Annotated in this window: 23 protein-coding genes; 8 read left to right on the plus strand and 15 right to left on the minus strand. The window is 62.9% G+C overall.

The window, feature by feature from the left end:
* Window positions 1-106: 106 nt before the first annotated feature.
* The 8 genes from rseP to JQ597_RS02075 form a co-directional block, all read right to left on the minus strand.
* Entirely contained in the window at window positions 107-1,258 is a 1,152-nt protein-coding gene (gene rseP / locus JQ597_RS02040; protein WP_212262373.1) for an RIP metalloprotease RseP, read from the minus strand.
* Window positions 1,259-1,301: 43 nt separating this feature from the next.
* Window positions 1,302-2,525 (minus strand): 1-deoxy-D-xylulose-5-phosphate reductoisomerase, encoded by a 1,224-nt coding sequence (gene dxr / locus JQ597_RS02045; RefSeq protein ID WP_212262375.1) that lies wholly within the window; start codon window positions 2,523-2,525, stop codon window positions 1,302-1,304.
* 4 nt (window positions 2,526-2,529) lie between these two features.
* Window positions 2,530-3,378, minus strand: coding sequence for a phosphatidate cytidylyltransferase (locus tag JQ597_RS02050; protein ID WP_212262377.1), 849 nt, complete (start codon window positions 3,376-3,378; stop codon window positions 2,530-2,532).
* A complete protein-coding gene (locus tag JQ597_RS02055) occupies window positions 3,375-4,130 on the minus strand; it encodes an isoprenyl transferase (RefSeq protein WP_192733405.1) in 756 nt (251 codons plus the stop codon). Before JQ597_RS02055 ends, JQ597_RS02050 begins: the two co-directional genes overlap by 4 nt.
* 57 nt (window positions 4,131-4,187) lie before the next feature.
* A complete protein-coding gene (frr, locus tag JQ597_RS02060) occupies window positions 4,188-4,751 on the minus strand; it encodes a ribosome recycling factor (RefSeq protein WP_212001459.1) in 564 nt (187 codons plus the stop codon).
* 71 nt (window positions 4,752-4,822) lie between these two features.
* The gene (gene pyrH, locus JQ597_RS02065) at window positions 4,823-5,539 is read right to left on the minus strand and encodes a UMP kinase (RefSeq protein ID WP_212262379.1); all 717 of its coding nucleotides are present in this window, start codon (window positions 5,537-5,539) and stop codon (window positions 4,823-4,825) included.
* A gap of 70 nt (window positions 5,540-5,609) precedes the next feature.
* Window positions 5,610-6,536, minus strand: coding sequence for a translation elongation factor Ts (gene tsf, locus JQ597_RS02070; RefSeq protein ID WP_212262381.1), 927 nt, complete (start codon window positions 6,534-6,536; stop codon window positions 5,610-5,612).
* A 128-nt stretch (window positions 6,537-6,664) separates the two neighbouring features.
* The gene (locus JQ597_RS02075) at window positions 6,665-7,663 is read right to left on the minus strand and encodes a 30S ribosomal protein S2 (RefSeq protein WP_192733409.1); all 999 of its coding nucleotides are present in this window, start codon (window positions 7,661-7,663) and stop codon (window positions 6,665-6,667) included.
* A 385-nt stretch (window positions 7,664-8,048) separates the two neighbouring features.
* Here JQ597_RS02075 and JQ597_RS02080 point away from each other — a divergent pair, with 385 nt between their 5' ends.
* Window positions 8,049-8,516, plus strand: coding sequence for an aminoacyl-tRNA deacylase (locus JQ597_RS02080; protein WP_212262383.1), 468 nt, complete (start codon window positions 8,049-8,051; stop codon window positions 8,514-8,516).
* A gap of 89 nt (window positions 8,517-8,605) precedes the next feature.
* On the opposite strand, the gene JQ597_RS02085 is transcribed toward JQ597_RS02080, so the two are convergent.
* The 3 genes from JQ597_RS02085 to JQ597_RS02095 all read right to left on the minus strand — a co-directional run bounded on the left by JQ597_RS02085 (window position 8,606) and on the right by JQ597_RS02095 (window position 11,481).
* Window positions 8,606-9,025 carry a CBS domain-containing protein gene (locus JQ597_RS02085; protein WP_192733411.1) on the minus strand — a complete coding sequence of 140 codons (420 nt, stop codon included), beginning with the start codon at window positions 9,023-9,025 and terminating at the stop codon, window positions 8,606-8,608.
* A gap of 207 nt (window positions 9,026-9,232) precedes the next feature.
* The gene (locus JQ597_RS02090) at window positions 9,233-10,789 is read right to left on the minus strand and encodes an acyl-CoA synthetase (protein ID WP_212262385.1); all 1,557 of its coding nucleotides are present in this window, start codon (window positions 10,787-10,789) and stop codon (window positions 9,233-9,235) included.
* A complete protein-coding gene (locus JQ597_RS02095; protein WP_249147152.1) occupies window positions 10,786-11,481 on the minus strand; it encodes a TetR/AcrR family transcriptional regulator in 696 nt (231 codons plus the stop codon). The genes JQ597_RS02090 and JQ597_RS02095 overlap by 4 nt, the downstream gene beginning before the upstream one ends.
* A gap of 95 nt (window positions 11,482-11,576) precedes the next feature.
* Between JQ597_RS02095 and JQ597_RS02100 the strand changes: the two genes are divergently transcribed.
* The 5 genes from JQ597_RS02100 to JQ597_RS02120 are packed head-to-tail and all read left to right on the plus strand — an operon-like array spanning window position 11,577 to window position 15,638.
* The gene (locus JQ597_RS02100) at window positions 11,577-12,761 is read left to right on the plus strand and encodes a lipid-transfer protein (RefSeq protein ID WP_212262387.1); all 1,185 of its coding nucleotides are present in this window, start codon (window positions 11,577-11,579) and stop codon (window positions 12,759-12,761) included.
* Between the two features lie 9 nt (window positions 12,762-12,770).
* Complete coding sequence (locus JQ597_RS02105) at window positions 12,771-13,226, plus strand: MaoC family dehydratase N-terminal domain-containing protein (RefSeq protein WP_212262389.1); 456 nt, start codon at window positions 12,771-12,773, stop codon at window positions 13,224-13,226.
* Complete coding sequence (locus tag JQ597_RS02110; protein ID WP_212262391.1) at window positions 13,223-13,639, plus strand: MaoC family dehydratase; 417 nt, start codon at window positions 13,223-13,225, stop codon at window positions 13,637-13,639. The genes JQ597_RS02105 and JQ597_RS02110 overlap by 4 nt, the downstream gene beginning before the upstream one ends.
* Window positions 13,640-13,652: 13 nt before the next feature.
* Window positions 13,653-14,480, plus strand: a complete 828-nt coding sequence (locus tag JQ597_RS02115; RefSeq protein WP_212262393.1) for an SDR family NAD(P)-dependent oxidoreductase — start codon at window positions 13,653-13,655, stop codon at window positions 14,478-14,480.
* A 12-nt stretch (window positions 14,481-14,492) separates the two neighbouring features.
* Entirely contained in the window at window positions 14,493-15,638 is a 1,146-nt protein-coding gene (locus JQ597_RS02120) for an acyl-CoA dehydrogenase family protein (RefSeq protein WP_212262395.1), read from the plus strand.
* 82 nt (window positions 15,639-15,720) lie between these two features.
* Here the strand turns inward: JQ597_RS02120 and JQ597_RS02125 are convergent, their stop codons facing one another.
* The gene (locus tag JQ597_RS02125) at window positions 15,721-16,227 is read right to left on the minus strand and encodes a DUF2846 domain-containing protein (RefSeq protein WP_249147153.1); all 507 of its coding nucleotides are present in this window, start codon (window positions 16,225-16,227) and stop codon (window positions 15,721-15,723) included.
* A gap of 307 nt (window positions 16,228-16,534) precedes the next feature.
* On the opposite strand from JQ597_RS02125, the gene JQ597_RS38430 reads away from it, so the two are divergent.
* Window positions 16,535-16,828: a type II toxin-antitoxin system RelE family toxin gene (locus JQ597_RS38430; protein WP_502754148.1), complete on the plus strand. Its 294-nt coding sequence runs from the start codon at window positions 16,535-16,537 to the stop codon at window positions 16,826-16,828.
* Window positions 16,798-17,073 (plus strand): type II toxin-antitoxin system Phd/YefM family antitoxin, encoded by a 276-nt coding sequence (locus JQ597_RS02135; RefSeq protein WP_212262401.1) that lies wholly within the window; start codon window positions 16,798-16,800, stop codon window positions 17,071-17,073. Before JQ597_RS38430 ends, JQ597_RS02135 begins: the two co-directional genes overlap by 31 nt.
* 11 nt (window positions 17,074-17,084) lie before the next feature.
* Here the strand turns inward: JQ597_RS02135 and dnaE are convergent, their stop codons facing one another.
* From dnaE to JQ597_RS02150, 3 genes are all read right to left on the minus strand, one after another.
* Window positions 17,085-20,591 (minus strand): DNA polymerase III subunit alpha, encoded by a 3,507-nt coding sequence (gene dnaE / locus JQ597_RS02140; RefSeq protein WP_212262403.1) that lies wholly within the window; start codon window positions 20,589-20,591, stop codon window positions 17,085-17,087.
* An 822-nt stretch (window positions 20,592-21,413) separates the two neighbouring features.
* Window positions 21,414-21,668: a hypothetical protein gene (locus JQ597_RS02145; RefSeq protein ID WP_212262405.1), complete on the minus strand. Its 255-nt coding sequence runs from the start codon at window positions 21,666-21,668 to the stop codon at window positions 21,414-21,416.
* A 673-nt stretch (window positions 21,669-22,341) separates the two neighbouring features.
* On the minus strand, window positions 22,342-23,088 hold the full coding sequence (locus JQ597_RS02150) for an outer membrane protein (protein WP_212262407.1): 747 nt from the start codon (window positions 23,086-23,088) through the stop codon (window positions 22,342-22,344).
* Window positions 23,089-23,356 lie beyond the last annotated feature (268 nt).

The following is a 23,356-nucleotide window of genomic DNA, read 5'->3' on the forward strand; positions in this document are numbered from 1 at the left end:
GCATGTCTTGTAGCCAATTTCCCCAAGGCGGCAAACGGAACATCGCCCCGCGATTCCATTTTCATTCCAAGACGTTGCCGATGGGCAACGCCACAAAAAAGCCGCTTCACGATGCCGCCAGATGCAGGATGTCGTTATAGGTCGCAAACACCATCAGCATCAGCACCAAACCCAATCCGATTCGGAACCCCATCTCCTGAGCCCGGTTCGACAGCGGGCGTCCTCGGACCGCCTCCACGGCATAGAACAAAAGATGACCGCCATCGAGCAGCGGAACCGGGAACAGGTTCAGCAGGCCGATCGAGATCGACAGCACGGCTGCCAGGTGCACCAGCGCGGTAAGGCCGATGGTGGCCACCTGCCCCGAAATCTGGGCAATCCGAATCGGGCCACCGACCTGGTCGGCGGCTTCCCGGCCGGTAAAGACGCCGCCGATATAGGCCAGCGTGCGATCGATCACGAACCAGGTTTCCTTGACGCCCAGCCACATCGCGGTTGCCGGATCGACGCGTTCGGTCACGACATCGCCCGGCGCGGTCGCGCGGGTAATGCCCAAAACGCCGAGCCGGTGGGCGTTGCCGAACGGATCCTTTACTTCGCGCTGCTCCGGCGTGCCCTTCACTTGCAGCGTGGCATCGCCGCGCTTGATGGTGAAGTTCAGCTGAACGCCGGCATTGACGCCAACGACGCGCTGCATGTCGGAGAAGCTGCCGATGGTCTTGCCGTCGATCGCGGTGACGATGTCGCCGACCTGAAAGCCCGCTTTCGCAGCGGCGCTGTTGGCTTCGATCTTGTCGACGCGCGCGGTCGTGCTCGGCTTGCCGAAGAAGGTGAACAAGCAGGTGAAGATCACGATCGCCAGGATGAAATTCGCGATCGGTCCGGCGGCAACGATCGCCGCGCGCGGACCGACTTTCTTGTGGTGGAAGCTGCCCGCCTGCTCTTCCGCGCTCATGCTGGCGAGCGCCTCGGTCGAGGGCGTGGAGGCTTCGCTGTCGTCACCGAAGAACTTGACGTAACCGCCGAGCGGGATCGCCGAGATCTTCCAGCGGGTGCCGTGGCGGTCGTTGAACCCTGCAAGCTCCGGCCCGAAACCGAGCGAGAACGTCAGCACCTTCACGCCGCACCAGCGGGCGACCAGGAAGTGGCCGAGTTCGTGGAAGAAAACAACGATGGTCAGGACGAACAGGAAGGGAATGATGTAGCCGATGAGCCCACTGCTCAACGTATTGAAACTATGTAGAAAAAACTCAGTCATTCGATTCCCCTCGACGCGAGCCTAAGGCTGCGCCCCCAACCCTCTAGGATGCCTTTAAGGCAATTTGAGGCAATAGGGAGGCAGCTTTATTTCGCGCATTATGGTCAACGGAAATCGCATCATCCGCTGAGCTCAAAGGCGCCAGGTTTCCGGAGCGGACCCAGTCGTTCATGGTCGCCTCGACAAGCCGTGCGATCGCGCCGAATCTGATCTTTCCGGCAATGAAGGCCGCCACCGCCACCTCATTGGCGGCGTTGAACACCGTGGTCAAACCGCCGCTGGCGCGCAGCGCATCGTAGGCCAGCCGCAAGCCGGGAAATCGCTCGAAATCCGGTGCCTCGAAGGTCAGCTGACCGATTTTGGCGAGATCCAGCCGGGCCGAGGGACCGACGATTCGATCGGGCCAGCCGAGGCAATGGGCGATCGGGATGCGCATGTCAGGCGCGCCGAGTTGGGCAACCACCGAACGGTCGGAGAATTCGACCATGCCGTGGATGATCGACTGCGGATGTACGAGCACATCGATTTCGTCGGGCTTCAGCGCGAACAGATACGACGCCTCGATCACTTCGAGCCCCTTGTTCATCATCGACGCCGAATCGATGGTGATCTTCTGGCCCATGCTCCAGTTCGGATGCTTCAGCGCCTGCGCCAGCGTCGCCTGCTCGATGTCGGTAGAGGTCCAGGTGCGGAACGGCCCGCCCGACGCGGTGATGATCACGCGCACAAGCTCCTCGCGGTTGCCGGAGCTGAGCGCCTGAAACAGCGCGTTATGCTCGGAATCCGCAGGCAGAATACAGGCGCCTGCCTTCGCGGCGCGCTGCATGAAGAAATCGCCGGCGCAGACCAGGCATTCCTTGTTGGCGAGCGCGACCGACGCCCCGCGGTCGACCGCGGCGAGTGCCGGCTTCAGCCCGGCGGCGCCGCTGACGGCGGCCATCACCCAGTCGGCCGGGCGCGCCGCGGCCTCGATGATCGCGCTTTCGCCGGCGCCGCATTCGGTCCGCGTGCCGGCCAGCGCTTCCTTCAATGCGCCGAGCTTGGTGGGGTCGGCGACCGCTGCAAAGCGCGCGCCGAATTCGCGTGCGAGTTTGGCGAGCCCCTCGACATTGCCATTGGCGGTCAGCGCCTCGACCTGGTAGCGGGCGCGGTCGCCGCGCAGCAAATCCATGGTGCTGTCGCCGATGGAACCGGTGGCGCCCAGCACTGTGACGGTGCGCGCGGCGGATGCCGCGGCCTTGTTATTACGCAATGGAACCGCGCTCATTTTTTCACCAAATCATAAGTCCGCGGCCGACGCCATCGGCGCCGCCCCGGAGGAAACCAATCAGCGCCGCCATCGCGACAGCTGCAACAAATCCATCCAGGCGATCCAACAGCCCGCCATGGCCGGGAATGATCTGGCTGGAATCCTTGACGCCAAAGCGCCGTTTGACCGCGGATTCGAACAGATCGCCGAGTTGAGAAACCACCGAAAGAACGCCTGATATCATCAACAGCGGTCCGATTTTCCCGAGGTCCAGCACAGCGAATATACAGGCCACCGCAAGACTAGCGACAAAGCCGCCAATGGCGCCGGCCCAGGTCTTTTTGGGGCTGACGCGCGGCCACAGTTTTGGGCCGCCGATGCCACGGCCGGCGAAGTAGCCGCCGCTATCGGTCACCCACACGATGACCAGCACGAAGATCAGCGCGATAAAGCCCTTTGCGGGATCGAGCCGCAGCAGGACCGACGCGACCTCCGCCACCGCCGCATAGCAAAATCCCGCAGCGCTCCAGTTTCGCTGCGCCGGCGTGATCAGGGCGACCGCCACCAGGCCGACAGCCAGCACCGCGAGCGCAGCATCGATCCGCCCGATGGCGAGACAAAGCCCGGCCAGTGCGAGCGCGGCAACGCCCGGTACGACCACGCGTTTGTCGGCCGCGAGGCCCACCACCATCAGCCATTCCACATAGAGGCCGATCGCCGCCAACGTGACCAGCGCGGCCCAAAACCAGCCGCCGGCATAGGCGATGGCGACGGCGAGCGGGATCAGCACGGCGGCTGCGATGATGCGCGTCGAGAGGTTGCGCGTATCCTGTTCGGCAGCGGCCGCCGGCGCGGCCTTGCCCTCGGTCACGATCCGGTTTTCGCGGCCAGACCGCCGAAACGGCGCTCCCGTCTGGCATATTCTGCGATCGCGCTTTCAAGCGCCGCCTTGTCGAAATCCGGCCAGTGGATCGGCACGAAGACGAGTTCGCTGTAGGCCGCCTGCCACATCAGGAAGTTCGACAACCGCTGCTCGCCGCTGGTGCGGATGATCAGGTCGGGATCGGGAATATCGGGCGCGTCGAGATATTGGCCGAGCGTGTCGGTGTCGATCGATGCGGGATCGCGCTTGCCTTCAGCTACTTCGCGCGCCAGCCGTTGCACCGCGTTGGCGATTTCCTGGCGCGACCCGTAATTGAACGCGACGACGAGATTGAGCTTGGTGTTGGCGCGCGTCAGTTCCTCGGCCTCGTTCAGGAGCGCGCAGATGTCCGGCTCCAGTCCCTCGCGCTCGCCGATCACCCGCACCCTCACCCCGTCGCGGTGCAGCGTCGCCAGATCGTTGCGGATGAAGCGGCGCAGCAATCCGAACAGGTCGCCGATTTCGGTCGCCGGTCGCGACCAGTTCTCAGAGCTGAACGAGAAGATCGTCAGGTAGACCACACCGAGTTCATGGGCCGCACGAACCACGCGGCGCAGCGCCTCGACGCCGCGGCGATGGCCCTCCGCGCGCGGCAATCCCCGCGCGGCCGCCCAGCGCCCGTTGCCGTCCATGATGATCGCCACGTGCAAGGGACCGGTTCGATCCGGTCCTTCGGTTGCGGGGGCGGCGGCATTCGGCATCGTTAAAGTTCCAGGACCAGTCGCAAAGTCGCGGTCTCAAGTTTCGATCTTAAGGCCTTAAACGGTAAGGATTTCCTTTTCCTTCGCCGCCAGCAATTGATCGATCTCGGAAATCATCCCGTCGGTCGCCTTTTGCACGTCATTGGCCAGGCGCTCCTGGTCGTCCTCGGAGATTTCGTGGTTCTTCTCCAGCTTCTTGACCGTATCGAGCCCGTCGCGGCGGACGTGCCGGACCGCAACCTTGGCCGCTTCGGCGTATTTATGCGCGACTTTGACCAGTTCCTTGCGGCGTTCCTCGTTGAGTTCCGGAATCCGCAGGCGCAGCACCTGCCCTTCGGTCGCGGGGCTCAGGCCAAGGTTGGAGTCGACGATCGCCTTCTCCACGGCCTTGACCATGGATTTGTCCCAAACCTGGACGGAAAGCAGCCGCGGCTCGGGCACGCTGACGGTTGCGAGCTGATTGAGCGGCATGTGCGTGCCGTAGGCATCGACCTGCACCGGCTCCAGCATGGACGCGGCCGCACGACCGGTGCGCAAACCGCCCAGTTCATGCTTGAGCGCCTGGGTGGCGCCCTGCATGCGGCGCTTCAATTCGTTGATGTCAAAACCAGGTGTGGGCATAACGCTCTCCCCTCCTCAGAAAACCATCCGCCGGCATCATCATTCCAGCGGTTCGACGTGGCGCGGGCCGGTCAGCCGGCGACAACCGTGCCGTGGCCGGTACCGCGCAGGATCGCACCTATCGAACCGGGCTCGGCAACCGAGAATACGATGATAGGCAGCGCAGTCTCGCGGGCAAGCGCGAAAGCGGTCGCGTCCATCACCTTGTAGCCACCTTCGATGGCCTGCGAATGCGTCAGGCGGTCGAAACGCTTGGCCGACGGGTCCTTTTTGGGATCGGCGCTATAGACACCATCGACATTGGTGGCCTTCAGCACCGCCTGCGCCCCGATCTCGGCCGCCCGCAACACCGCCGTGGTGTCGGTGGTGAAAAACGGATTGCCGGTTCCGCCGCCGAGCAGGACGATACGGCCCTCGGCGAGATATTTGTGCGTCGCACTGCGGGTGAACAGTTCGGAAATCTCGGGCATCACGAACGCCGACAGGGTTCGTGCCGGCGTCCCCTTGCGTTCGATGGCCGCCTCGAGCGCAAGGCAGTTCATCATGGTGGCGAGCATGCCCATGGTGTCGCCGGTCGGGCGTGACACGCCACGCGAGGATACTTCGACGCCGCGAACGATGTTGCCGCCGCCGACCACCACCGCCACCTCAACCCCGAGCTGGCGCGCGGCGATCAAATCGTCGGCGATACGGTCCACGGTAGGCTGGTCGATGCCGAAGGACTGGCTGCCGGCGAGATATTCGCCCGAGATCTTGATCACGACGCGACGATAGACCGGCTCTGCCATAGCGAATCGCTTCCTTCATTCCGCGCAGGCGTCCTCCGGCGCAACGGCGCCGGAAGATTGTCGACCGCGGTTACTTCTTGCCGCTGGCCGCCGCGACTTCGGCTGCGAAGTCGGATTCCTGCTTTTCGATTCCCTCGCCGAGAGCATAGCGCACAAATCCGGCGATCTTAACGGGCGCTCCGATCTTGCCTTCGGCTTCCTTCACCGCCTGCGCGACCGATTTGCCCTTTTCGTCGTGGATGAACGCCTGCTCCAGCAGACAGACTTCCTTGTAGTAGGTCTTCAGACCGGACTCGACGATCTTCTCGATCACGTTCTCCGGCTTGCCCTGCTGGCGATACTTGTCGGCCAGCACGTCCTTTTCCCGCTTCACGGTTTCAGGGTCGAGGCCGGACGGATCGAGCGCCTGCGGATTGGTCGCGGCAACGTGCATCGCGAGCTGGCGGCCGAGCGCCGCGAGCTCATCGGTCTTGCCGGTCGATTCGAGCGCCACCAGCACGCCCATCTTGCCGGCGTTGTCGATGACAGCGCCGTGGATGTAGCTCGCCACCACGCCATTGGCGACCTCGAGCAAAGCCGCACGGCGCAGCGTCATGTTCTCGCCGATGGTGGCGATCGCGTCGGAAATCGCGGTCTCGACGGTGAAGTCGCCGATCTTCGCAGCCTTGATCGTTTCGACGTCGGCGCCGACGCGAAGCGCGACCTGCGCGACCATCTTGACGAGGCCCTGGAACTGCTCGTTGCGGGCGACGAAATCGGTCTCCGAATTGACTTCGACGACGACGCCCTTATTGCCCGAAATCATCGCGCCGATCAGGCCTTCCGCAGCGACACGGCCGGCCTTCTTCGCGGCCTTGGACAAGCCCTTCTTGCGCAGCCAATCCTGCGCTTCCTGCATATTGCCCGCGGTTTCGGTGAGCGCAGCCTTGCAGTCCATCATGCCTGCGCCGGTCGACTCGCGCAGTTCCTTGACCATCGCCGCAGTGATCGTTGCCATCGTTGAATGTCCTTCTGCCTGTTAGCCACGAGCGCGGCGCGCCTTGCGCCGTGCCGCCATCAGCTACAGGAATGCCGTAACAGGGAAATCAAACCGGTGGCCGGAAGGCCGGCCACGCGGCGTTACAATTATTCCGCTTCCGCGGTCATCGCCTTGGCCTGGGCAACCCAGCCATCGGCGCGGCTCGGAAGTCCGACCTCTTCGCCGATCTTGTGCGCGGTATCGTGATCCAATTCGGCCAGCTGCCAATAGTGGAAGATACCGAGATCGTTGAACTTCTTCTCGATCGCACCCGACACGCCGGTGAGCTTCTTGAGGTTGTCGGCGGTGCCACGGGGGCCCGCCAGACCCTGGAAGCCGGCCGGCTGCGGAGCAGCCGGGATTTCCTCACGGACCGGCTGCGCGGAAGCGCCGATGTCGATGCCGTGGTCGCCCTGGGCGCGCGAGATGCCGTCGATGGCGGCGCGGGCCACCAGATCGCAATACAGCGAAATGGCGCGGCCGGCGTCGTCATTGCCCGGCACCACATAGGTGATGCCCTTGGGATCGGAATTGGTGTCGACGATCGCGGCGACGGGAATGTTGAGCCGCTGCGCTTCCTGGATCGCGATGTCTTCCTTGTTGGTGTCGATCACGAAGATCATGTCGGGAAGCCCGCCCATGTCCTTGATGCCGCCGAGCGAACGGTCGAGCTTGTCGCGCTCGCGCTGCAGCGTCAGCCGTTCCTTCTTGGTGTAGGCGTTGGCATCGCCGGAATTGAGCACTTCATCGAGATGACGCAGCCGCTTGATCGAACCGGAAATGGTCTTCCAGTTGGTCAGCGTACCGCCGAGCCAGCGCGAATTGACGAAATACTGCGCCGACCGCTTGGCGGCCTCGGCAACGCCGTCCTGCGCCTGTCGCTTGGTACCGACGAACAGGATACGGCCGCCCTTGGCGACGGTGTCGCTGACCGCCTTCAACGCGGTGTGCAGCAACGGCACGGTCTGCGCGAGGTCGATGATGTGGATGTTGTTGCGGGCACCGAAGATGAAATCCGCCATCTTGGGATTCCAGCGGTGCGATTGGTGGCCAAAGTGAACGCCAGCTTCAAGCAGCTGACGCATAGAAAAATCGGGTAGCGCCATGGTAATACTTCTCCGGTTGGTTCCTCCGGAAGCGTGTGAGCAGACGAGCCTTATGGCCCGGCTGCCACCGGACGGCCTTTGAGAGCCATGCTTCCGTGTGAGATGGCGCGGTATATAGCCGGATTCCAGCCAGAAGCAAGGAAATACGGCCGGTTTTTGTCGCCAGCTGGCCCGGTCCAGGCCCATAAATGCGGGCATTCGGGGCCCTAATCCGCCGAAAACCCCCGCGGAGACCCTATCTCGGCCGGGATGGTGAGAACGATTCGCATTGTCGCCGGCTTCCGGCAGGCGTAACCTTCACCCAATTCGCAAGCGCCCGCATCGTGAGGCGACGACGCGAGTTCCTCCCGATGTCCGGATTGCGCGTTGCAATGGAGGAACCGTTATGACCGTCTCCCCGACCCTGCAGAACTACCTGGACCAGACCGTCACCTACGAATTGATCCCTCATGCCCGCACCATGTCGTCGACGCGCACGGCCGAGGCTTGCCATGTGCCGGGCGACGCGCTGGCCAAAGGCGTCGTCCTTCGCCGTGAGGACGGCTACATGATGGCGATCCTTCCGGCTTCCCGCCATCTCCATTTGCCGGCCTTGAAAATGCAGCTCGGCCACAAGGTTGATCTGGCGAGCGAAGAGGAGGTCGCGAAGCTGTTTGGCGACTGCGAGCGCGGGGCCGTACCGCCGGTTGGCGAATGCTTTGGGCTCGATGTCATCGTCGACGACAGCGTCGATGCGCAGAGCGAGATCTACATGGAGGGTGGCGACCACGCTACACTCATCCGTCTGGACCGCGAGCAGTTCGCACGATTGACCGCGAAGGCCTGGCATGGCCACTTCACAACGCACGATTGAGGCCGCTCGAGCGCCGGTCGAGCGACCTCAAGCAACGCCATCGCGCGCGTTCGCCGTTGAACAGCCGCGTCGCGAGGCGTCGCCGTGCTTCAGTGATGGGCTGAAACGCTCTTGACGTACCCGGACACCACGTCGCCGGACGTTGAATGGCTGATGTCACCCAGGCTGATCATGCCGACCATCCGCTTGCTTTTGTTGATCACCGGCAACCTGCGGACTTTCAGCGTCTCCATGTGATGCACCGCCTTGGCGAGGTCATCGTCCTCCCGGCAGCAGTGGATACCTTCGGTCATCACGTCGCGCGCCTTGGCCCGGCTGGCATCGAAGCCGTTGCCAGCAAGTCCTTTGCAGACGATGTCGCGATCGGTCACCATTCCGATCAGCTGATCGTCCTCCCCGATCGGAATGCAGCCGATATCATGCGCTCGCATCAGCTTTGCGATTTCGGTGACAGGCGTGTCGGGGCTGACCCAGTCGACGCCCTTGTGCATCGCGTCTTTGACTTTCATGGCGGACCTCCGTTGCTGCGATTTCAGGTGGTATCCCCGTGATGCAGAACAGTTCCCCCTGGCTCGACTATACGACGGATCGGACGGCATCGCAAAAAAATGCGATGACGACTCCGCAATGCAGGGAAAGCCCTCGCCGGCAGCACGTCCATCAATCCAGGATGCCTCGCCAGCGTCGAATGGCGGGCCGGCGCACACGCGGCGGCCTCAGCTCACCATGCGCTGGCGGTTTTCCCAATACGGCTTGCGCAACTCACGCTTCAGGATCTTGCCGGCGCCGGACAATGGCAGCGGGGTCTGCGTGACCTCGACACTGCGCGGGCATTTGTAACCTGCGATCAGCGTCTTGCAGAAATCCATCAACTCGTCGGGGGTTACCCTCGCGCCAGGCTTGGGAACGACAATGGCGTGAACCTGCTCGCCCCAGCGCTCACTCGGAATACCGATCACGGCGCATTGCGCCACCGACGGATGCTGCGCCAGCGCGTTCTCGACCTCGGCCGAATAGACGTTCTCGCCGCCGGAGATGATCATATCCTTGACGCGGTCGACCACGTAGACGAAGCCGTCGTCATCCATGTAGCCGCCGTCGCCGGTGTGCATCCAGCCGTCGATGATGGCCTTGGCGGTTTCCTCGGGCCGCTCCCAATAGCCCATCATCACATTGTCACCGCGCACGGCGATCTCGCCGACGGTGCCTGATGGCACCACCTTGTCATCGGCATCGACGATCTTGACCTCGCAGCCCAGCGTGGGACGGCCGGCGCCGCGATGCCGCCCCTTGGCGCGACCATCGCCGATATGCTCCTTCCAGTGCAGTATCGTCGCGATCGGCGACAATTCCGTCATGCCATAGGCTTGCGTGAACTGCACGTTCGGCAATGCCTTCATGGCGCGGCTGAGCACGGCATCGCTGATGACGGAGGCGCCGTAGGCGATACCCGTCAGCGACGACAGGTCGTACTCGCCGAGTTTGGGATGATCGACGAACATCTGGATCATGGTCGGCACCAGCAGCACGTCGGTCACGCGATCGCGTTGCATCGCGCCGGCGACGCCGTCGGGCGTAAAACCCTGGATGATGACGTTGGAGCCGCCGCTCAGCAGCACCGAATACATAGCCGCCCCATTGGCAAGGTGGAACATCGGCGCAGCGTGCAGGTAGACCGTGCTGCTCGGCCACAGGCCTTCGCCGAGCGCGTTCAGCGCATTGACCATCAGATTGCCGTGGCTGAGCATCACGCCCTTGGAGCGTCCGGTGGTGCCGCCGGTATAGAAGATGCCGGCGATATCCTCGCTTTTGCGCATCGCATCCTGCATCGGCGCGCTGCGCGCGATCAACGCCTCATACCCCTCCATGCCGGCGGGGGCGTCCCCATCATCGGCATAGATCAGCTTGAGGCCCGGGATCGCCTGAGCGAGCGTCGCGCCGACCGCAGCAAAGGCCTTGTCGACGAACAGGATGCCGGCGCGGCAGTCGCGCATGGCGTCCTCGTTCTCCAGCGGGCTCCAGCGGATGTTGAGCGGCACGATCACAGTGCCGGACCAGCCGGCCGCAAGATAAAGCTCGAGATAGCGGTCGGAATTGAGCGACAGGATCGCGATCCGGTCGCCGGCTTGCGCGCCGAGGGCCCGGATGCCGGCGGCAAGCCGCGCCACGCGGTCGCCGACCTCGCGCCAGCTTTTCTTGCGGTCGCCACAGACGATGGCAAGGCCGTTCGGATTGATCTGCAGCGCGCGCCGCAGGCCGTGCGTGATGTTCATTTCCGTCCTCCCTTTGCCGGCCGGCTTTTCTTCGGCGTTGCCGGGCCGCGTTTCCCTGGCTGGTCGTTTGCCAGCCCTTCGGTGAGTTGAGCCGCGAACCGGCTGGCGACGGCTTCCGCCGACCACGCGCCGTCGCGCTGATACCAATGACCGATCCAGTTCAGTGAACCTGCGATGGCAAAAGCCGTGAGCTTCGGGTCGCACGGCTTGATCGAACCGTCGGCGACGCCGTCGGCGAGGTATTTGCGGAACGTCCGGTCGATGCGTTTCTTTGCGGCGCGGACGATCTTCTGGTTTTTCGTGGTCAGGTCGCGCGCATCGAACCGCACCAAACTGGCGCCGGAATCAGTCGTCATCTGCTCGGCATAAGCCTGGATCAGCTTGCGCAGTTTGGCGAGCGCATTGCCGCCGCCATTGTCGATTTCAGCAATGAACCCGTCGACGATCTCCTGCCCCGACGCCCAGCATTCGAACAGGATCTCGTCCTTGCTGCGGAAATAATTGTACAGCGCCGGCTTGGTGATGTTCAGCCGCTCGGCGACATCGTTCAGCGTGACACGGTGATAGCCCTGCTCGAGAAACAGCCGCACCGCGGTGCGCAGCACGGCTTCGCGCTTCTCGTCGCGCGCGCGGCGGCGGCTCTCGAACGGCATCCATGGCGATGGATTGGTTTCGGGTGACTGCGCATCCATCCTGATAATTGCCTGCTCTGCATTGACGGGCTCCGTCGGCCCGTATATTACCCATGGGTAATAAAAAGTCCAATGGGTAATAAAGGGAGCGTACCATGACATCCAGCGTCTATGTTGCCGGCGTCGGCATGATCCCCTTCGTCAAGCCGGGCGCGAGCGCGCCCTACCCGGTGATGGGCGCGGAAGCGACCAGGCTCGCGCTGGCTGACGCCGGCGTCGGCTACGAGATGATCCAGCAGGCCTATGCCGGCTATGTCTACGGCGATTCAACCTGCGGGCAGCGCGCGCTCTACCAGGTCGGCATGACCGGCATCCCCATCATCAACGTCAACAACAACTGCTCGACCGGTTCGACCGCGCTGTTCATGGCGCGGCAGGCGATTGAATCAGGCGCGCTCGATTGCGTGCTGGCGCTCGGTTTCGAGCAGATGAAGCCCGGCGCGCTCGGCGCTGTTTTCACCGACCGGCCGAGCGCGTTCGACGAGTTCGACGCCGCGGCCGACAAATTGGTCGACGCGCAAGGCGTTCCGCTGGCGCTGCGTTATTTCGGCGGCGCCGGTCTCAGCCACATGAAGAAATACGGCACGCCGCTGACCTCGTTCGCCAAGGTGCGCGCCAAGGCGAGCCGGCATGCCAAGAACAATCCGCTGGCGCTGTTCCGCAAGGAAGTCAGCGCTGACGACGTCATGAACGACCAGGTGATCTGGCCCGGCGTGATGACGCGGCTGATGGCCTGCCCGCCAACCTGCGGGGGTGCGGCGGCAGTATTGGTCTCGGAGAAATTCGCCAGCAAGCACGGCCTCCGCAAGGACGTCCGGATCGCGGCGCAGGCGATGACCACCGATACGCCCTCCACCTTCAAGGCCGGCGACATGATGCAGGTGGTGGGCTTCGACATGACGCGCGCCGCGGCGAACAAGGTTTACGAGGCCGCCGGCATCGGTCCTGGCGATCTCGACGTCGTCGAGCTGCACGATTGCTTCGCGCACAATGAGCTGATCACCTATGAGGCCCTCGGCCTGTGCCCTGACGGCGGCGCGGAGCGCTTCATCGACGACGGCAACAACACCTATGGCGGCAAGACCGTGACCAATCCGTCCGGCGGGCTGCTGTCCAAGGGGCACCCGCTCGGCGCCACCGGTCTGGCGCAATGCTACGAGCTCACGCATCAGTTGCGCGGCTCGGCGGAGGCGCGACAGGTGGACGGTGCAACGCGCGCTTTGCAGCACAATCTTGGCCTTGGCGGCGCCTGCGTCGTCACCCTCTATGAACGCGCCTGAGGCCCTGACATGATCGATCCATCCGTCATCGGGCGCAGCCTGTCGCCTGTCACCGCGCATGTCGAACCCGGACGCCTGCGTTATTTCCGCGAGACGCTCGGCGAGACCAATCCGGTCTATGGCGATGCCAAGGCCGCGCTGGCTTCCGGCTACACCGCGACGCCGGTACCGCCGACCTATCTGTTCTGCCTTGAGATGATGGACGCCGAACAGGCCTTCGAATTCATCACCGTGATCGGCGTCGACATCGGGCGCCTGCTGCATGGCGAACAGCGCTTCAAGTACCGCGCCCCCGTGGTGGTCGGCGACACGCTGCTGTTCGAGCCGCGCATCGTCAGCGCCGCCGACAAAAAGGGGGGCGCGATGACGCTGGTCGGCATCGAAACCAAAGTCACCAACCAGAACGGCACCCACGTCGCGGACGTCTCGCGCACCGTGGTGGTGCTCAATCCGGCAACCGCATGAGTACGCCCGTGAAAACCCAACCCGCGATAGGCGACCGCATCGTTCACAAGGTGTTTCCGCCGATCAGCCGCCACACGCTGGCGCTCTATTGCGGCGCCTCGGGCGACCACAACCCGATCCATGTCGACCTGGATTTCGCCAAGGCCGCCGGATATCCTGATGTCTTTACCCACGGCATGCTGGTCATGGGCTATCTCGGCCAGGCGCTGACCGATGCGGTCCCTCCCCCGCGGCTTCGCATGTTCTCGACGCGCTTCGTCGCGATCACGCAGCTCGGCGCACGCCTGACCTGCGAGGGACATGTTTCCGAATTCGTCGAACATGATGGCGAGCGATGCGCGAAGCTGGCGCTGACGACCAAGGACGAGAGCGGCGATCTCAAACTCGCCGGCGAAGCCGTCATCGCACTCTGATCAGGGAAAACAAATGACCAAGCTCAAGGGAAAAGTCGCGCTGATTACGGGATCGGGGCGAGGCATCGGCCGCGCCATCGCGCTGAAACTCGCCAGCGAGGGCGCGAAGGTCGTGGTCAACGATCTCGATGCGGCGCCGGGCGACGCCGTTGCCGCGGAAATACGTGGCGCGGGCGGCGAAGCCATCGCGATCAACGGCAGTGTTTCCGAGGCCGGTTTCTCCGACCGTTTCGTCGGCGCAGCCATGGAAACATTCGGCGGCCTCGACATCATCGTCAATAACGCCGGTTATACCTGGGACTCGACGATCCAGAAGATGACCGACGAGCAGTTCCAGGCCATGCTTGACGTCCACCTGGTCGCACCGTTCCGTCTGCTGCGCGCCGCCTCCGAGCCGATCCGGATCATGGCAAAGAAAGAGGCCGAAGCCGGCCGCGAAGTGTTTCGCAAGGTGGTCAACATCTCCTCAATCGCCGGCCTTTACGGTAACGCAGGCCAGGCCAGCTATTCGTCGGCCAAGGCGTCGCTGATCGGGCTGACGCGCACGCTTTGCAAGGAATGGGGACGCTACAAGGTGAACGTCAATTGCGTGGCCTTCGGCCTGATCAATACGCGCCTGACCCAACCGATCGAAACCCAGCAGAAGACCATCGACGTCGCCGGCCGTGACATCAAGGTCGGGGTCCAGCCCCAGATGCTCGACGCGATGGCGAAAATGATTCCGCTCGGACGCGGCGGCACGCCGGAAGAAGCCGCCGATGCGGTCTATCTGTTCTGCAGCCCGGAATCGAACTACATCAGTGGGCAAGTCGTCGTCTGCGGTGGCGGCCTCATCATCTAGCGCGGGGATCCAATGCAATATCGATCATCCTGGATGACGGAGGAGCTGGACGCTTTTCGCGATCAGTTTCGCAAGTTCCTCGCCAAGGACCTGGCGCCGCATGCGGAGATCTGGCGCGATCAGAAGATGGTCGATCGCTCGGCCTGGCGGGCGCTGGGCGAGATGGGCGCCCTGCTCCCGAGTATCCCGGAAGCCTATGGCGGGTTGGGTGCCAGCTTCGCCTATGAAGCTGCCGTGATCGAGGATCTCGAAACCGTGGTACCGGAAGTAACGACCGGGTACTCGGTGCATAGCGCCATCGTCGCGCATTACATTTTGAACTACGGGTCCGAGGAACAGAAACAACGCTGGTTGCCGAAAATGGCCAGCGGCGAGTTCGTCGGCGCTATCGCCATGACCGAACCGGGCACGGGCTCCGATTTGCAGGCCGTACGGACGACGGCCAAAAAGCAGGGCAACAATTACGTCATCAACGGCCAGAAGACTTTCATTACGAACGGCCAGGCTGCGGACCTGATCATCGTGGTCGCGCGCACCGGCGAGCCCGGCGCCAAGGGAATCTCGTTGATCGTCCTGGAAGCCGAAGGCAATGAAGGTTTCCGCCGCGGCCGCAACCTCGACAAGATCGGCCTGCACGCCTCCGACACGTCGGAATTATTCTTCGACAATGCGGTGGCGCCGCCGGAAAACCTGCTGGGCAGCGAGGAAGGCAACGGCTTCGTGCAGCTGATGCAGCAATTGCCGCAGGAGCGCCTCTCGCTTGCCGTCGGCGCCGTGGCGTCGATGGAGCGCGCGATCAAGCTGACCGCCGACTACACCAGGGAACGCAAGGCCTTCGGCAAGCCGATCATCGAATTCCAGAACACCGCTTTCAAGCTGGCCGAGCGCAAGACCGAAGCTGTCATCGCGCGCGTCTTCGTCGACTGGTGCGTCGAACGCCTGGTCGCCGGCGATCTCGACACGGTCACCGCCTCGATGGCGAAATGGTGGTGCTCCCAGAAGCAGGTGGAGACCGCGGATGAATGCCTGCAACTCCACGGCGGCTACGGCTACATGGAGGAATATCCGATCTCGCGGATGTTCGTCGACGCGCGGATCCAGAAGATCTACGGCGGCACCAACGAGATCATGAAGCTGCTGATCGCACGGTCGCTGTAACAGGAGAGGTCGCGACGATGCCGGACTACCGCGGTCCGCGGCTCATCGCCCGGCTCCGAGCCGCTGCGGGCCTCAGCTGCCGTTAGTCCACCAATTGTAGTTCGGCGAGCGTCGTTCTCGCCGTCGGCTCGTCCAGCGCAATAAGGTCGGCCGGTCCTGTATTATCGCTGCCGGACGTTGCAACGGACGCAACCAGGGCCCCCGCCAATCCCGCAACCATGGTCGTGCCGGTTACCGCGTCATGCCTCGCGCTCGACTTGACCAGAAAGAAGTAAGTGCGGCCGGGCGCCGTGGTGAAATCTCGCCTGGACTCGCCGGGAAACATCACTTCGGTCGCAGAGAGATGGTGCGGACCTGCCGGGAGATCGGCATAGGCGTAGGTTCCGACCACCACCTTGCCCATTGGTCTACCGTCCAGCTTCACATCGCAGGCACAAAGGGACATGGACAGGCCGTCGCGCTTTTGTTGAAGCACCACTACCCGGGACTGTCCTGGTTTTGGCGGACCGATCTTTTGCGACATCGCCGCATAGTCTGTTCCGACTTTGGCGGTCATACAGCCCGACAACAGCAACGCCCCCGACAGCAAGGCAATTCCACGCTTCAACATAACACCCCCAGCGCTTGTCCCGGCGAGGGCATAGCCGAGAACATCGTGAGGTTGCAATAGCTGTGCCGTGTAATCCGAGTGACCGGTTAATTGCCCAGCGCCTAAAGCGTCTGCACATCCACCACGCCCGACACCGCCTTGATCGCGCCGGCGATCTGCGGCGAGACCTTGAAGCGGCCGGGAAGCTTCATCTCGACCTCGGTTTCGAGGTCGAGCCAGCCCGTCGGCCTGCGCCAAATCCTGACCTAGTTTGACGACGGCCTAATCTGGCTATAATATAGCCAAAATGCCGTTCGAGATTGTCTTGGCCCCTGAGGCTGTCGAAGACCTCAAAGGACTGAAAGCGAACATCAGGACAGATGTCCGGTCAGCGCTTGAAACGCATTTGCGGCATGAACCGCGAAAATTGAGCCGAAGCCGCATCAAGCGGTTGCGCGGGTTGCGCAAGCCGCAATATCGCCTTCGGGTCGGCGACGTACGAATATTCTACGATGTAACCGAAACCACCGTCGAGATTTTGGCGATCGTGGCTAAATTGGAGGCCGACTCATGGCTCGCACAATTCGCAAAGCCGGCGTGAAGGAAGTTCCGCTCTCCGAAGTCAAGGACGATCTATCTCGGTATCTCCGCGAAGCCGAAACGCAGGAGATCGTGATCACGCGTCACGGCAAACCAGCGGGTATTCTGATCGGGTTCGAGTCAGAGGAAGACTGGTTTGAATATCGGCTCGAAAACGATCCGCGATTTCTGCAGCGCATCGAGCGGGCCCGCAACAGCCTGCAATCAGGGCGCGGCGTCCGCCTCGAAGATATCGAGCAGGAATAGCGCCCAGCCCGCTAAAGCGTCTGCACATCCACCACGCCCGACACCGCCTTGATCGCGCCGGCGATCTGCGGCGAGACCTTGAAGCGACCGGGAAGCTTCATCTCGACCTCGGTTTCGAGGTCGAGCATGATCACCAGCGAGACGTCGCCGTCGGCGCCCCCCACCGGCGCGGGCGCCGGTTTCGCCGGCAGGCCCTTTGGCGCGCCGGGCACGACCGGCTCCGGCATGTTCAGCCGTCGTGCGATCGAATCCAGCGGCTTGGTGTCGCGGACGAAAATCCGCAAACCCTTCTGGGTTTTGGCCGCCGCGTCATCCAGCGGCTCGGCATGCAGCACCCTTGCCCGCACGTCCTCGCCCTGCAGTTCGGCGCCGAGCTGCAGCAACACGGCAGCCCCCGGCTCCAGCACGTCGCGATATTGCGCGAGGCCTTCGGAGAACAGCACCGCTTCGAAATGGCCGGTCGGGTCGGACAGGCCCATGATGCCCATCTTGTTGCCGGTCTTGGTCCGCCGCTCCATGCGCGAGACGACAGTGGCCGCGACCTTGCCGGCGGTCGCGCCGGTTTTGACCGCGCGCGAGAATTCCGCCCAGGACTGCACGCGCAGCCGCTTCAACACCATGGCATAGTCGTCGAGCGGATGGCCCGACAGGAAGAAGCCGATGGCGTCGTATTCGCGCCGCAGCCGATCGGCCGGCAACCACGGTTCGATCTGCGGCAGCATGATGGTCGGAGCATCCGCGGCGCCGCCGAACATGTCGTTCTGCCCGATCGTCGACGCCTCGTGGCTGCGCTGGCAGGCGGCCAGAATAGCCTCCGCGCCGCCAAATACCCGCGCGCGGTTTGAATCGATCGTGTCGAAAGCGCCGGCGGCCGCCAGGCTTTCGATGACGCGCTTGTTGATGGCGCGCGGATTAACGCGCGCGGCGAAATCGGCGAGCGAGGTGAACAGCCCTTTGCGCCGTTCCTCCACGATCAGTTCGACCGCCTGCGGGCCGACGCCCTTCAGCGCTGCCAGCGCATAATAGATGGTGTTTTCGCCAACCTCGAAGGTCGCACCCGAGCGGTTGATATTGGGCGCCTCGACCTTGATGCCGAGCCGCTGCGCCTCGGCGCGAAACTCGCTGAGCTTGTCGGTGTTGTTGAGTTCGAGCGTCATCGACGCGGCCAAGAACTCGACCGGATAGTGCGCCTTCATATAGGCGGTGTGATAGGACACCAGCGCGTAAGCCGCGGCGTGGCTCTTGTTGAAGCCGTAGTCGGCGAACTTTGCCAAGAGTTCGAAGATCGTATCGGCCTGCCCCTTCGGCACGCCGTTCTTGACCGCCCCGGCGACGAAGATCGCGCGCTGCTTCTCCATCTCGGCGCGGATCTTCTTGCCCATCGCGCGGCGCAGCAGGTCGGCGTCGCCGAGCGAATAGCCGGCCATCACCTGGGCGATCTGCATCACCTGTTCCTGGTAGATGATGACGCCGAAGGTTTCCTTCAGGATCGGCTCCAGGATCGGATGCAGATATTCCGGCTCCTCGTCACCGTGCTTGCGCGCGCAATAGGTCGGAATGTTAGCCATCGGGCCGGGCCGATAGAGCGCCACCAGCGCGATGATGTCCTCAAAGCGGTCGGGCCGCATGTCGACTAGCGCGCGCCGCATGCCCTGGCTTTCCACCTGGAACACGCCGACCACATCGCCCCTGGCCAGCATCTGGTAGCTCGGGGCATCTTCGATCGGCAGCGTTGCCAGATCGACATGGATATTGCGTTGCCTGAGCAATTTGACCGCGACGTCGAGCACGGTCAGCGTCTTCAGGCCGAGAAAGTCGAACTTCACGAGGCCAGCCGGCTCGACCCATTTCATGTTGAACTGGGTCACCGGCATGTCGGATTTGGGATCGCGATAGAGCGGCACCAGTTCGCTCAAGGGGCGATCGCCGATCACGATGCCGGCGGCGTGCGTCGAAGCGTGCCGGGTCAGTCCTTCCAGGCGCTGCGCGATGTCGAAGGCACGCGCCACAACGGGGTCTTCGTCGCGGAACGCCTGCAGTTTTGGTTCACTCTCGATCGCCGCAGCCAGCGTTACCGGGGCTGCGGGATTCTGCGGCACCAATTTGGTCAGTTTGTCGACCTGCCCGTAAGGCATCTGCAGCACACGGCCGACGTCGCGCAGCACGCCCCTCGCCTGCAGCGTTCCGAAGGTGATGATCTGCGCCACCTGATCGCGGCCGTAGCGCTGCTGCACGTAGTCGATGACCTCGCCGCGGCGATCCTGACAGAAGTCGATGTCGAAGTCCGGCATCGAGACGCGTTCCGGATTGAGGAAGCGCTCGAACAGCAGGCCAAACCGAAGCGGATCGAGGTCGGTGATGGTCAGCGCATAGGCCACCAGCGATCCCGCGCCCGAGCCGCGGCCCGGCCCGACCGGAATGTCGTTGTCCTTGGCCCATTTGATGAAGTCGGAAACGATGAGGAAGTAGCCCGCATAGTTCATGCGGTTGATGACGTCGATCTCGAACGCCAGCCGCTTCTGGTAATCCTCCTTCGAGGTGCCCTGCGACAGGCCATGCACCGAAAGGCGCCTGGCAAGCCCCTCCTCGGCCTGACGCTTCAGTTCGGCAGCCTCTTCGCCTACCGCATCGGATCCCGATCCCGCGCCGACCGTGAAGCGCGGCAGGATCGGCTTGCGCGTCATCGGCCGGAACGAACAGCGTTCGGCGATCTCGACGGTGGAAGCCAGCGCTTCCGGAATGTCGGCGAACAGGACCGCCATTTCGGCGCGGGTCTTGAAGCGGTGATCCGGCGTCAGCTGTTCGCGGTCGGTCTCGGCGATCAGGCGGCCGCCGGCGATGCATAGCAGCGCGTCGTGGGCTTCGTAATCGTCAGTGCTTGCGAAATACGGCTCGTTGGTCGCGACCAGCGGAAGGCCCTTGGCATAGGCGAGATCGATCAGGCCCGATTCGACACGGCGCTCCTTGTCGATGCCGTGGCGCTGCAATTCGACATAGAGGCGGTCGCCGAACAGGCTGGTCAGCCGGTCGCAGCGCGTCCCCGCCAGCGCTGAATGATCGCCGTGCAGCGCCAGCGAGATCGGCCCCTCGGGGCCGCCGGTCAACGCGATCAGGTCCTCCGAGTAGCCTTCAAGCCATTCGAGCTTGATATGCGGGGATTGGTGAACCGGCGTCTCCTGGAACGCCCGCGAGTTCAGGTGCATCAGGCTGCGATAGCCGCGCTCGCGCGCCGCCAGCAGCACGATTCGCGCAGGTGCGGTGGCAAGCGCATTGCGCGCGTTGGGATCCTGGTCGCCGAAATCGATCGCGAGTTCCAACCCGACGATCGGCTGGATGCCATAGCCCGCCATCTTGTCGGAGAATTCCAGCGCCCCGAACATGTTGTCGGTATCGGTCAGCGCCAGCGCCGGCTGGCGGTCGGCTTTGGCAAGCTCGCCGAGCTTGGCGATCTTGATCGAACCCTTCAGCAGCGAATAGGCCGAATGAACGTGGAGATGAACGAATCCGGCGTTGGACATGTCGCTTTGAGGGCTCTTGCATCGTGGATGGGAGCGATCGTCAGGCTCTCCGAGACACTTCCCCGGGCGCCGACTCGCCAACTCCAATGGTGATGCGTTGGGCTAGCGGAGTCCACGCGGAACGCTCAGCTTGCGCCCGCCATCCGGCTTTTCCCCAAGGGGCTGTCGAAGCCTGCTTTGCGGGTACGCCGGCCCCGATCCCGCCCCACCTCAGAGCTGGGGAATGAGCTGCGCCCACACCGCGATCATCCCGACAAACAGCGTAATCGACGCCAGAGCGGCGGCTTCTTCCACAAACATCCTCAACATCGCAGGCACTCCCGATCCAAGAACATATGAGGAACATTGTTCCTTTTTTGTTCTAAGAGTCAAGCGCGCCTGGCGGGTCAGTTTGAAGAATGACCCCCGTGGTTAATTCTTGGGGGCCCGTCCCCCCGTCGCAATGTCTGTGATCGCTTGGCGAGCTGGTTGGGGTCGCTAGGGCGTTTCGGGTGGCTTGCCATTCCCGCCTTCTGTCCGAGGCCGTTCAATAAGCTCGTATGTGGGAACGTGGCCGCTATTCCACCACGACTCCAGCGCAGCCCCGCAGACCGTGCAGACCGCGTCACCTGTTTGCGGTACCAAGAACTTCTCTTCAGTGCGTCTGTACTCGGCGCCGCAATTGCATTGGACAATTGTCGCCATCCCCGGAATATGCGCCTGGAACCGCCCTTTTTCCAGCCCGGAACTCTGCAACAATCAAACTGACCCACTCCGGGCCGCCTCCCGTCGCGGGGTCTATCATCGACTTGGCGTTGGTTGGGGTCGCGGGGCGCTCGGGTATCAGATGAGCGCTCTCATCAGCTTTTCGATGTAGTCATTCACGGCATCTGCAAAGTCGCACTGAGAGCCGGGCCCGGCCGCGTCTCCGTGAGCTTTCACCACCGACCGAACGCTTTCCAAGGCGTCCCTTTGCTGAAGTGCGGGCGTCACGGCGACCATCTCGTTGATGGCATTTTCTGCCAGAGGAATGGCGCCCGTCTTGGCCTCCGCAATCAGCGGGCTCAGCACGGATGTGCATTTGTGTACGTTTTCCATGCCCCAAATATGCGCCCGGCCCGGTCTGTTTTCCAGCCCTCCGGGAAGCTGTCATTGGCACGACATCCCCGCCTCCATCGACCCCCAGAAGCCGCATTCTGTCGTGGGGTGATGGGGACCGCGCGCGTGAAGGCGGCCGTTGAAAACCAAGAGGGCTGCGGCGGCGAGTAGGACGGCTGATACGACGATGGGGAATCTTATTTTCATGCCCCGTATATGCCTTCGCAAGCTGACCAATTCCAGCCCGCGCGGCTACGCCGTTTTTCGTCCAAAGACCGGCTGCGTCCGCCTGATCGGCTTCCAGCCGAAATAATCATGGGTACCGGACCAAGCGTGGACTTCGGTCTGGCAAACCATGCATTCGAATTTGCCCGCATGCTTGTGCTGATGCTGCTCCCTCGTCGCGGAGTAATCCATCCCGCAACCGGGGCAGGTAAATTCTTCTGTGGTCCAGATGCTACTTGCCATTGTGCAACTATGCGCCGGCGGTGAGCTAATTCAAGTCCGCGACAGCCCTGTAGTTAAGGACGCGATAAGTGGACTGGCGCTCTCGCGTTAACAAACACTTCCGCGATGTCTGACCATCCCGACCGGGCCCAACAAAAAAGCCCCGGGCAATGCCCGGGGCTTTGATGGTCTCGCCAGAGGATAGCGAAATCAGTACTCAGTTAGATCAGTACTTGGCGATGATCGGGCCACCGAACTTGTAGTTCAGGCGAGCGGTCACGAGATCGACGTCCTGGCTGATGCGATCGGTGCCGAAGAACACGCCAGCCGGCGTGGTGAACGTGTAGGTCCGATCCTGCAGGAAGATGTGATTGTATTCGACGCCAATCGACCAGTTCGGGGCGAAGCCGTATTCGAGGCCAGCACCGACCGTGCCACCCCAGCGGGTGTCGTCGCCGGTGGACGCAGCAAGCGCGCCAGCAACGGTGTTGATGTGGTTACGATTCGAGGTCACAGCAGCACCGCCCTTGACGTAGAGCAGGACGTTGTTGACGGCATAGCCGACCTGACCGGTGAACAGGCCGAACGCGTCGATCTTCGAGTGGTTGACGAAGCCGGGGAACAGCAGGCTGGTGTTCGAGCCCTTGAAGTCAGCCCAGTTGCCCTGCGCTTCCAAGCCGAACACCCAGGTGCCGGCCTGCCAGCGATAGCCGATCTGACCACCGACCGTGGCGCCCGATGCGTCATGCGAACCCTCGGGGCCAAACGCAACGTTGGGAGCGACCGCGTCCCAGTCATTGCGGCTCCAACCGCCGCCACCGTTGACGCCGATGTAGAAACCACTCCAGTCATACACAGCGGCGATCATCGGCGGCGCCTTGGTGTAAGGACGCGCAGCGAGATCCGCAGCCACTGCCGGCGCAGCCGCGCCGAGCGCGATCAGACTGGCCGTTACAAGCAAAACCTTCTTCATCTTTTTTAATTCCCGTTCCAGTTGGTACAGCCCCCAAGGCCGTGGCAGCGTCATATCATTGTTCGTTTGAATTACTGTCACTTGGCTGCAACAGCGCACGCGAAACGAGTTCAGTGAAAATGTAAGTTAATATTGTGTAACAGGCACTTTTCGAAACATTGCGTGACGTTCGCCGCAGAAAAATCACAATGGAACCGCGCAGCGGTATCACCGTGTGCGATTGTGTTGAAGAGATGGCGCGCGTGCGCGGCTAAAGATGTTCAACGAT

Source organism: Bradyrhizobium sp. AUGA SZCCT0177 (assembly GCF_018130125.1).
Classification (GTDB): Bacteria; Pseudomonadota; Alphaproteobacteria; order Rhizobiales; family Xanthobacteraceae; genus Bradyrhizobium.

What these genes read in the sequence shown, in the direction of transcription:
- frr (WP_212001459.1), bottom strand. Translation starts at nt 4,751, where the DNA reads ATGCCCACACCTGGTTTTGACATCAACGAATTGAAGCGCCGCATGCAG.
- tsf (WP_212262381.1), bottom strand. Translation starts at nt 6,536, where the DNA reads ATGGCAACGATCACTGCGGCGATGGTCAAGGAACTGCGCGAGTCGACC.
- JQ597_RS02145 (WP_212262405.1), bottom strand. Translation starts at nt 21,668, where the DNA reads ATGGAAAACGTACACAAATGCACATCCGTGCTGAGCCCGCTGATTGCG.
- JQ597_RS02115 (WP_212262393.1), top strand. Translation starts at nt 13,653, where the DNA reads ATGACCAAGCTCAAGGGAAAAGTCGCGCTGATTACGGGATCGGGGCGA.
- JQ597_RS02135 (WP_212262401.1), top strand. Translation starts at nt 16,798, where the DNA reads ATGGCTCGCACAATTCGCAAAGCCGGCGTGAAGGAAGTTCCGCTCTCC.
- JQ597_RS02075 (WP_192733409.1), bottom strand. Translation starts at nt 7,663, where the DNA reads ATGGCGCTACCCGATTTTTCTATGCGTCAGCTGCTTGAAGCTGGCGTT.
- pyrH (WP_212262379.1), bottom strand. Translation starts at nt 5,539, where the DNA reads ATGGCAGAGCCGGTCTATCGTCGCGTCGTGATCAAGATCTCGGGCGAA.
- JQ597_RS02055 (WP_192733405.1), bottom strand. Translation starts at nt 4,130, where the DNA reads ATGCCGAATGCCGCCGCCCCCGCAACCGAAGGACCGGATCGAACCGGT.
- dxr (WP_212262375.1), bottom strand. Translation starts at nt 2,525, where the DNA reads ATGAGCGCGGTTCCATTGCGTAATAACAAGGCCGCGGCATCCGCCGCG.
- JQ597_RS02110 (WP_212262391.1), top strand. Translation starts at nt 13,223, where the DNA reads ATGAGTACGCCCGTGAAAACCCAACCCGCGATAGGCGACCGCATCGTT.
- dnaE (WP_212262403.1), bottom strand. Translation starts at nt 20,591, where the DNA reads ATGTCCAACGCCGGATTCGTTCATCTCCACGTTCATTCGGCCTATTCG.
- JQ597_RS02085 (WP_192733411.1), bottom strand. Translation starts at nt 9,025, where the DNA reads ATGAAAGTCAAAGACGCGATGCACAAGGGCGTCGACTGGGTCAGCCCC.
- JQ597_RS02100 (WP_212262387.1), top strand. Translation starts at nt 11,577, where the DNA reads ATGACATCCAGCGTCTATGTTGCCGGCGTCGGCATGATCCCCTTCGTC.
- rseP (WP_212262373.1), bottom strand. Translation starts at nt 1,258, where the DNA reads ATGACTGAGTTTTTTCTACATAGTTTCAATACGTTGAGCAGTGGGCTC.
- JQ597_RS02105 (WP_212262389.1), top strand. Translation starts at nt 12,771, where the DNA reads ATGATCGATCCATCCGTCATCGGGCGCAGCCTGTCGCCTGTCACCGCG.
- JQ597_RS02120 (WP_212262395.1), top strand. Translation starts at nt 14,493, where the DNA reads ATGCAATATCGATCATCCTGGATGACGGAGGAGCTGGACGCTTTTCGC.
- JQ597_RS02090 (WP_212262385.1), bottom strand. Translation starts at nt 10,789, where the DNA reads ATGAACATCACGCACGGCCTGCGGCGCGCGCTGCAGATCAATCCGAAC.
- JQ597_RS02150 (WP_212262407.1), bottom strand. Translation starts at nt 23,088, where the DNA reads ATGAAGAAGGTTTTGCTTGTAACGGCCAGTCTGATCGCGCTCGGCGCG.
- JQ597_RS38430 (WP_502754148.1), top strand. Translation starts at nt 16,535, where the DNA reads ATGCCGTTCGAGATTGTCTTGGCCCCTGAGGCTGTCGAAGACCTCAAA.
- JQ597_RS02095 (WP_249147152.1), bottom strand. Translation starts at nt 11,481, where the DNA reads ATGGATGCGCAGTCACCCGAAACCAATCCATCGCCATGGATGCCGTTC.
- JQ597_RS02080 (WP_212262383.1), top strand. Translation starts at nt 8,049, where the DNA reads ATGACCGTCTCCCCGACCCTGCAGAACTACCTGGACCAGACCGTCACC.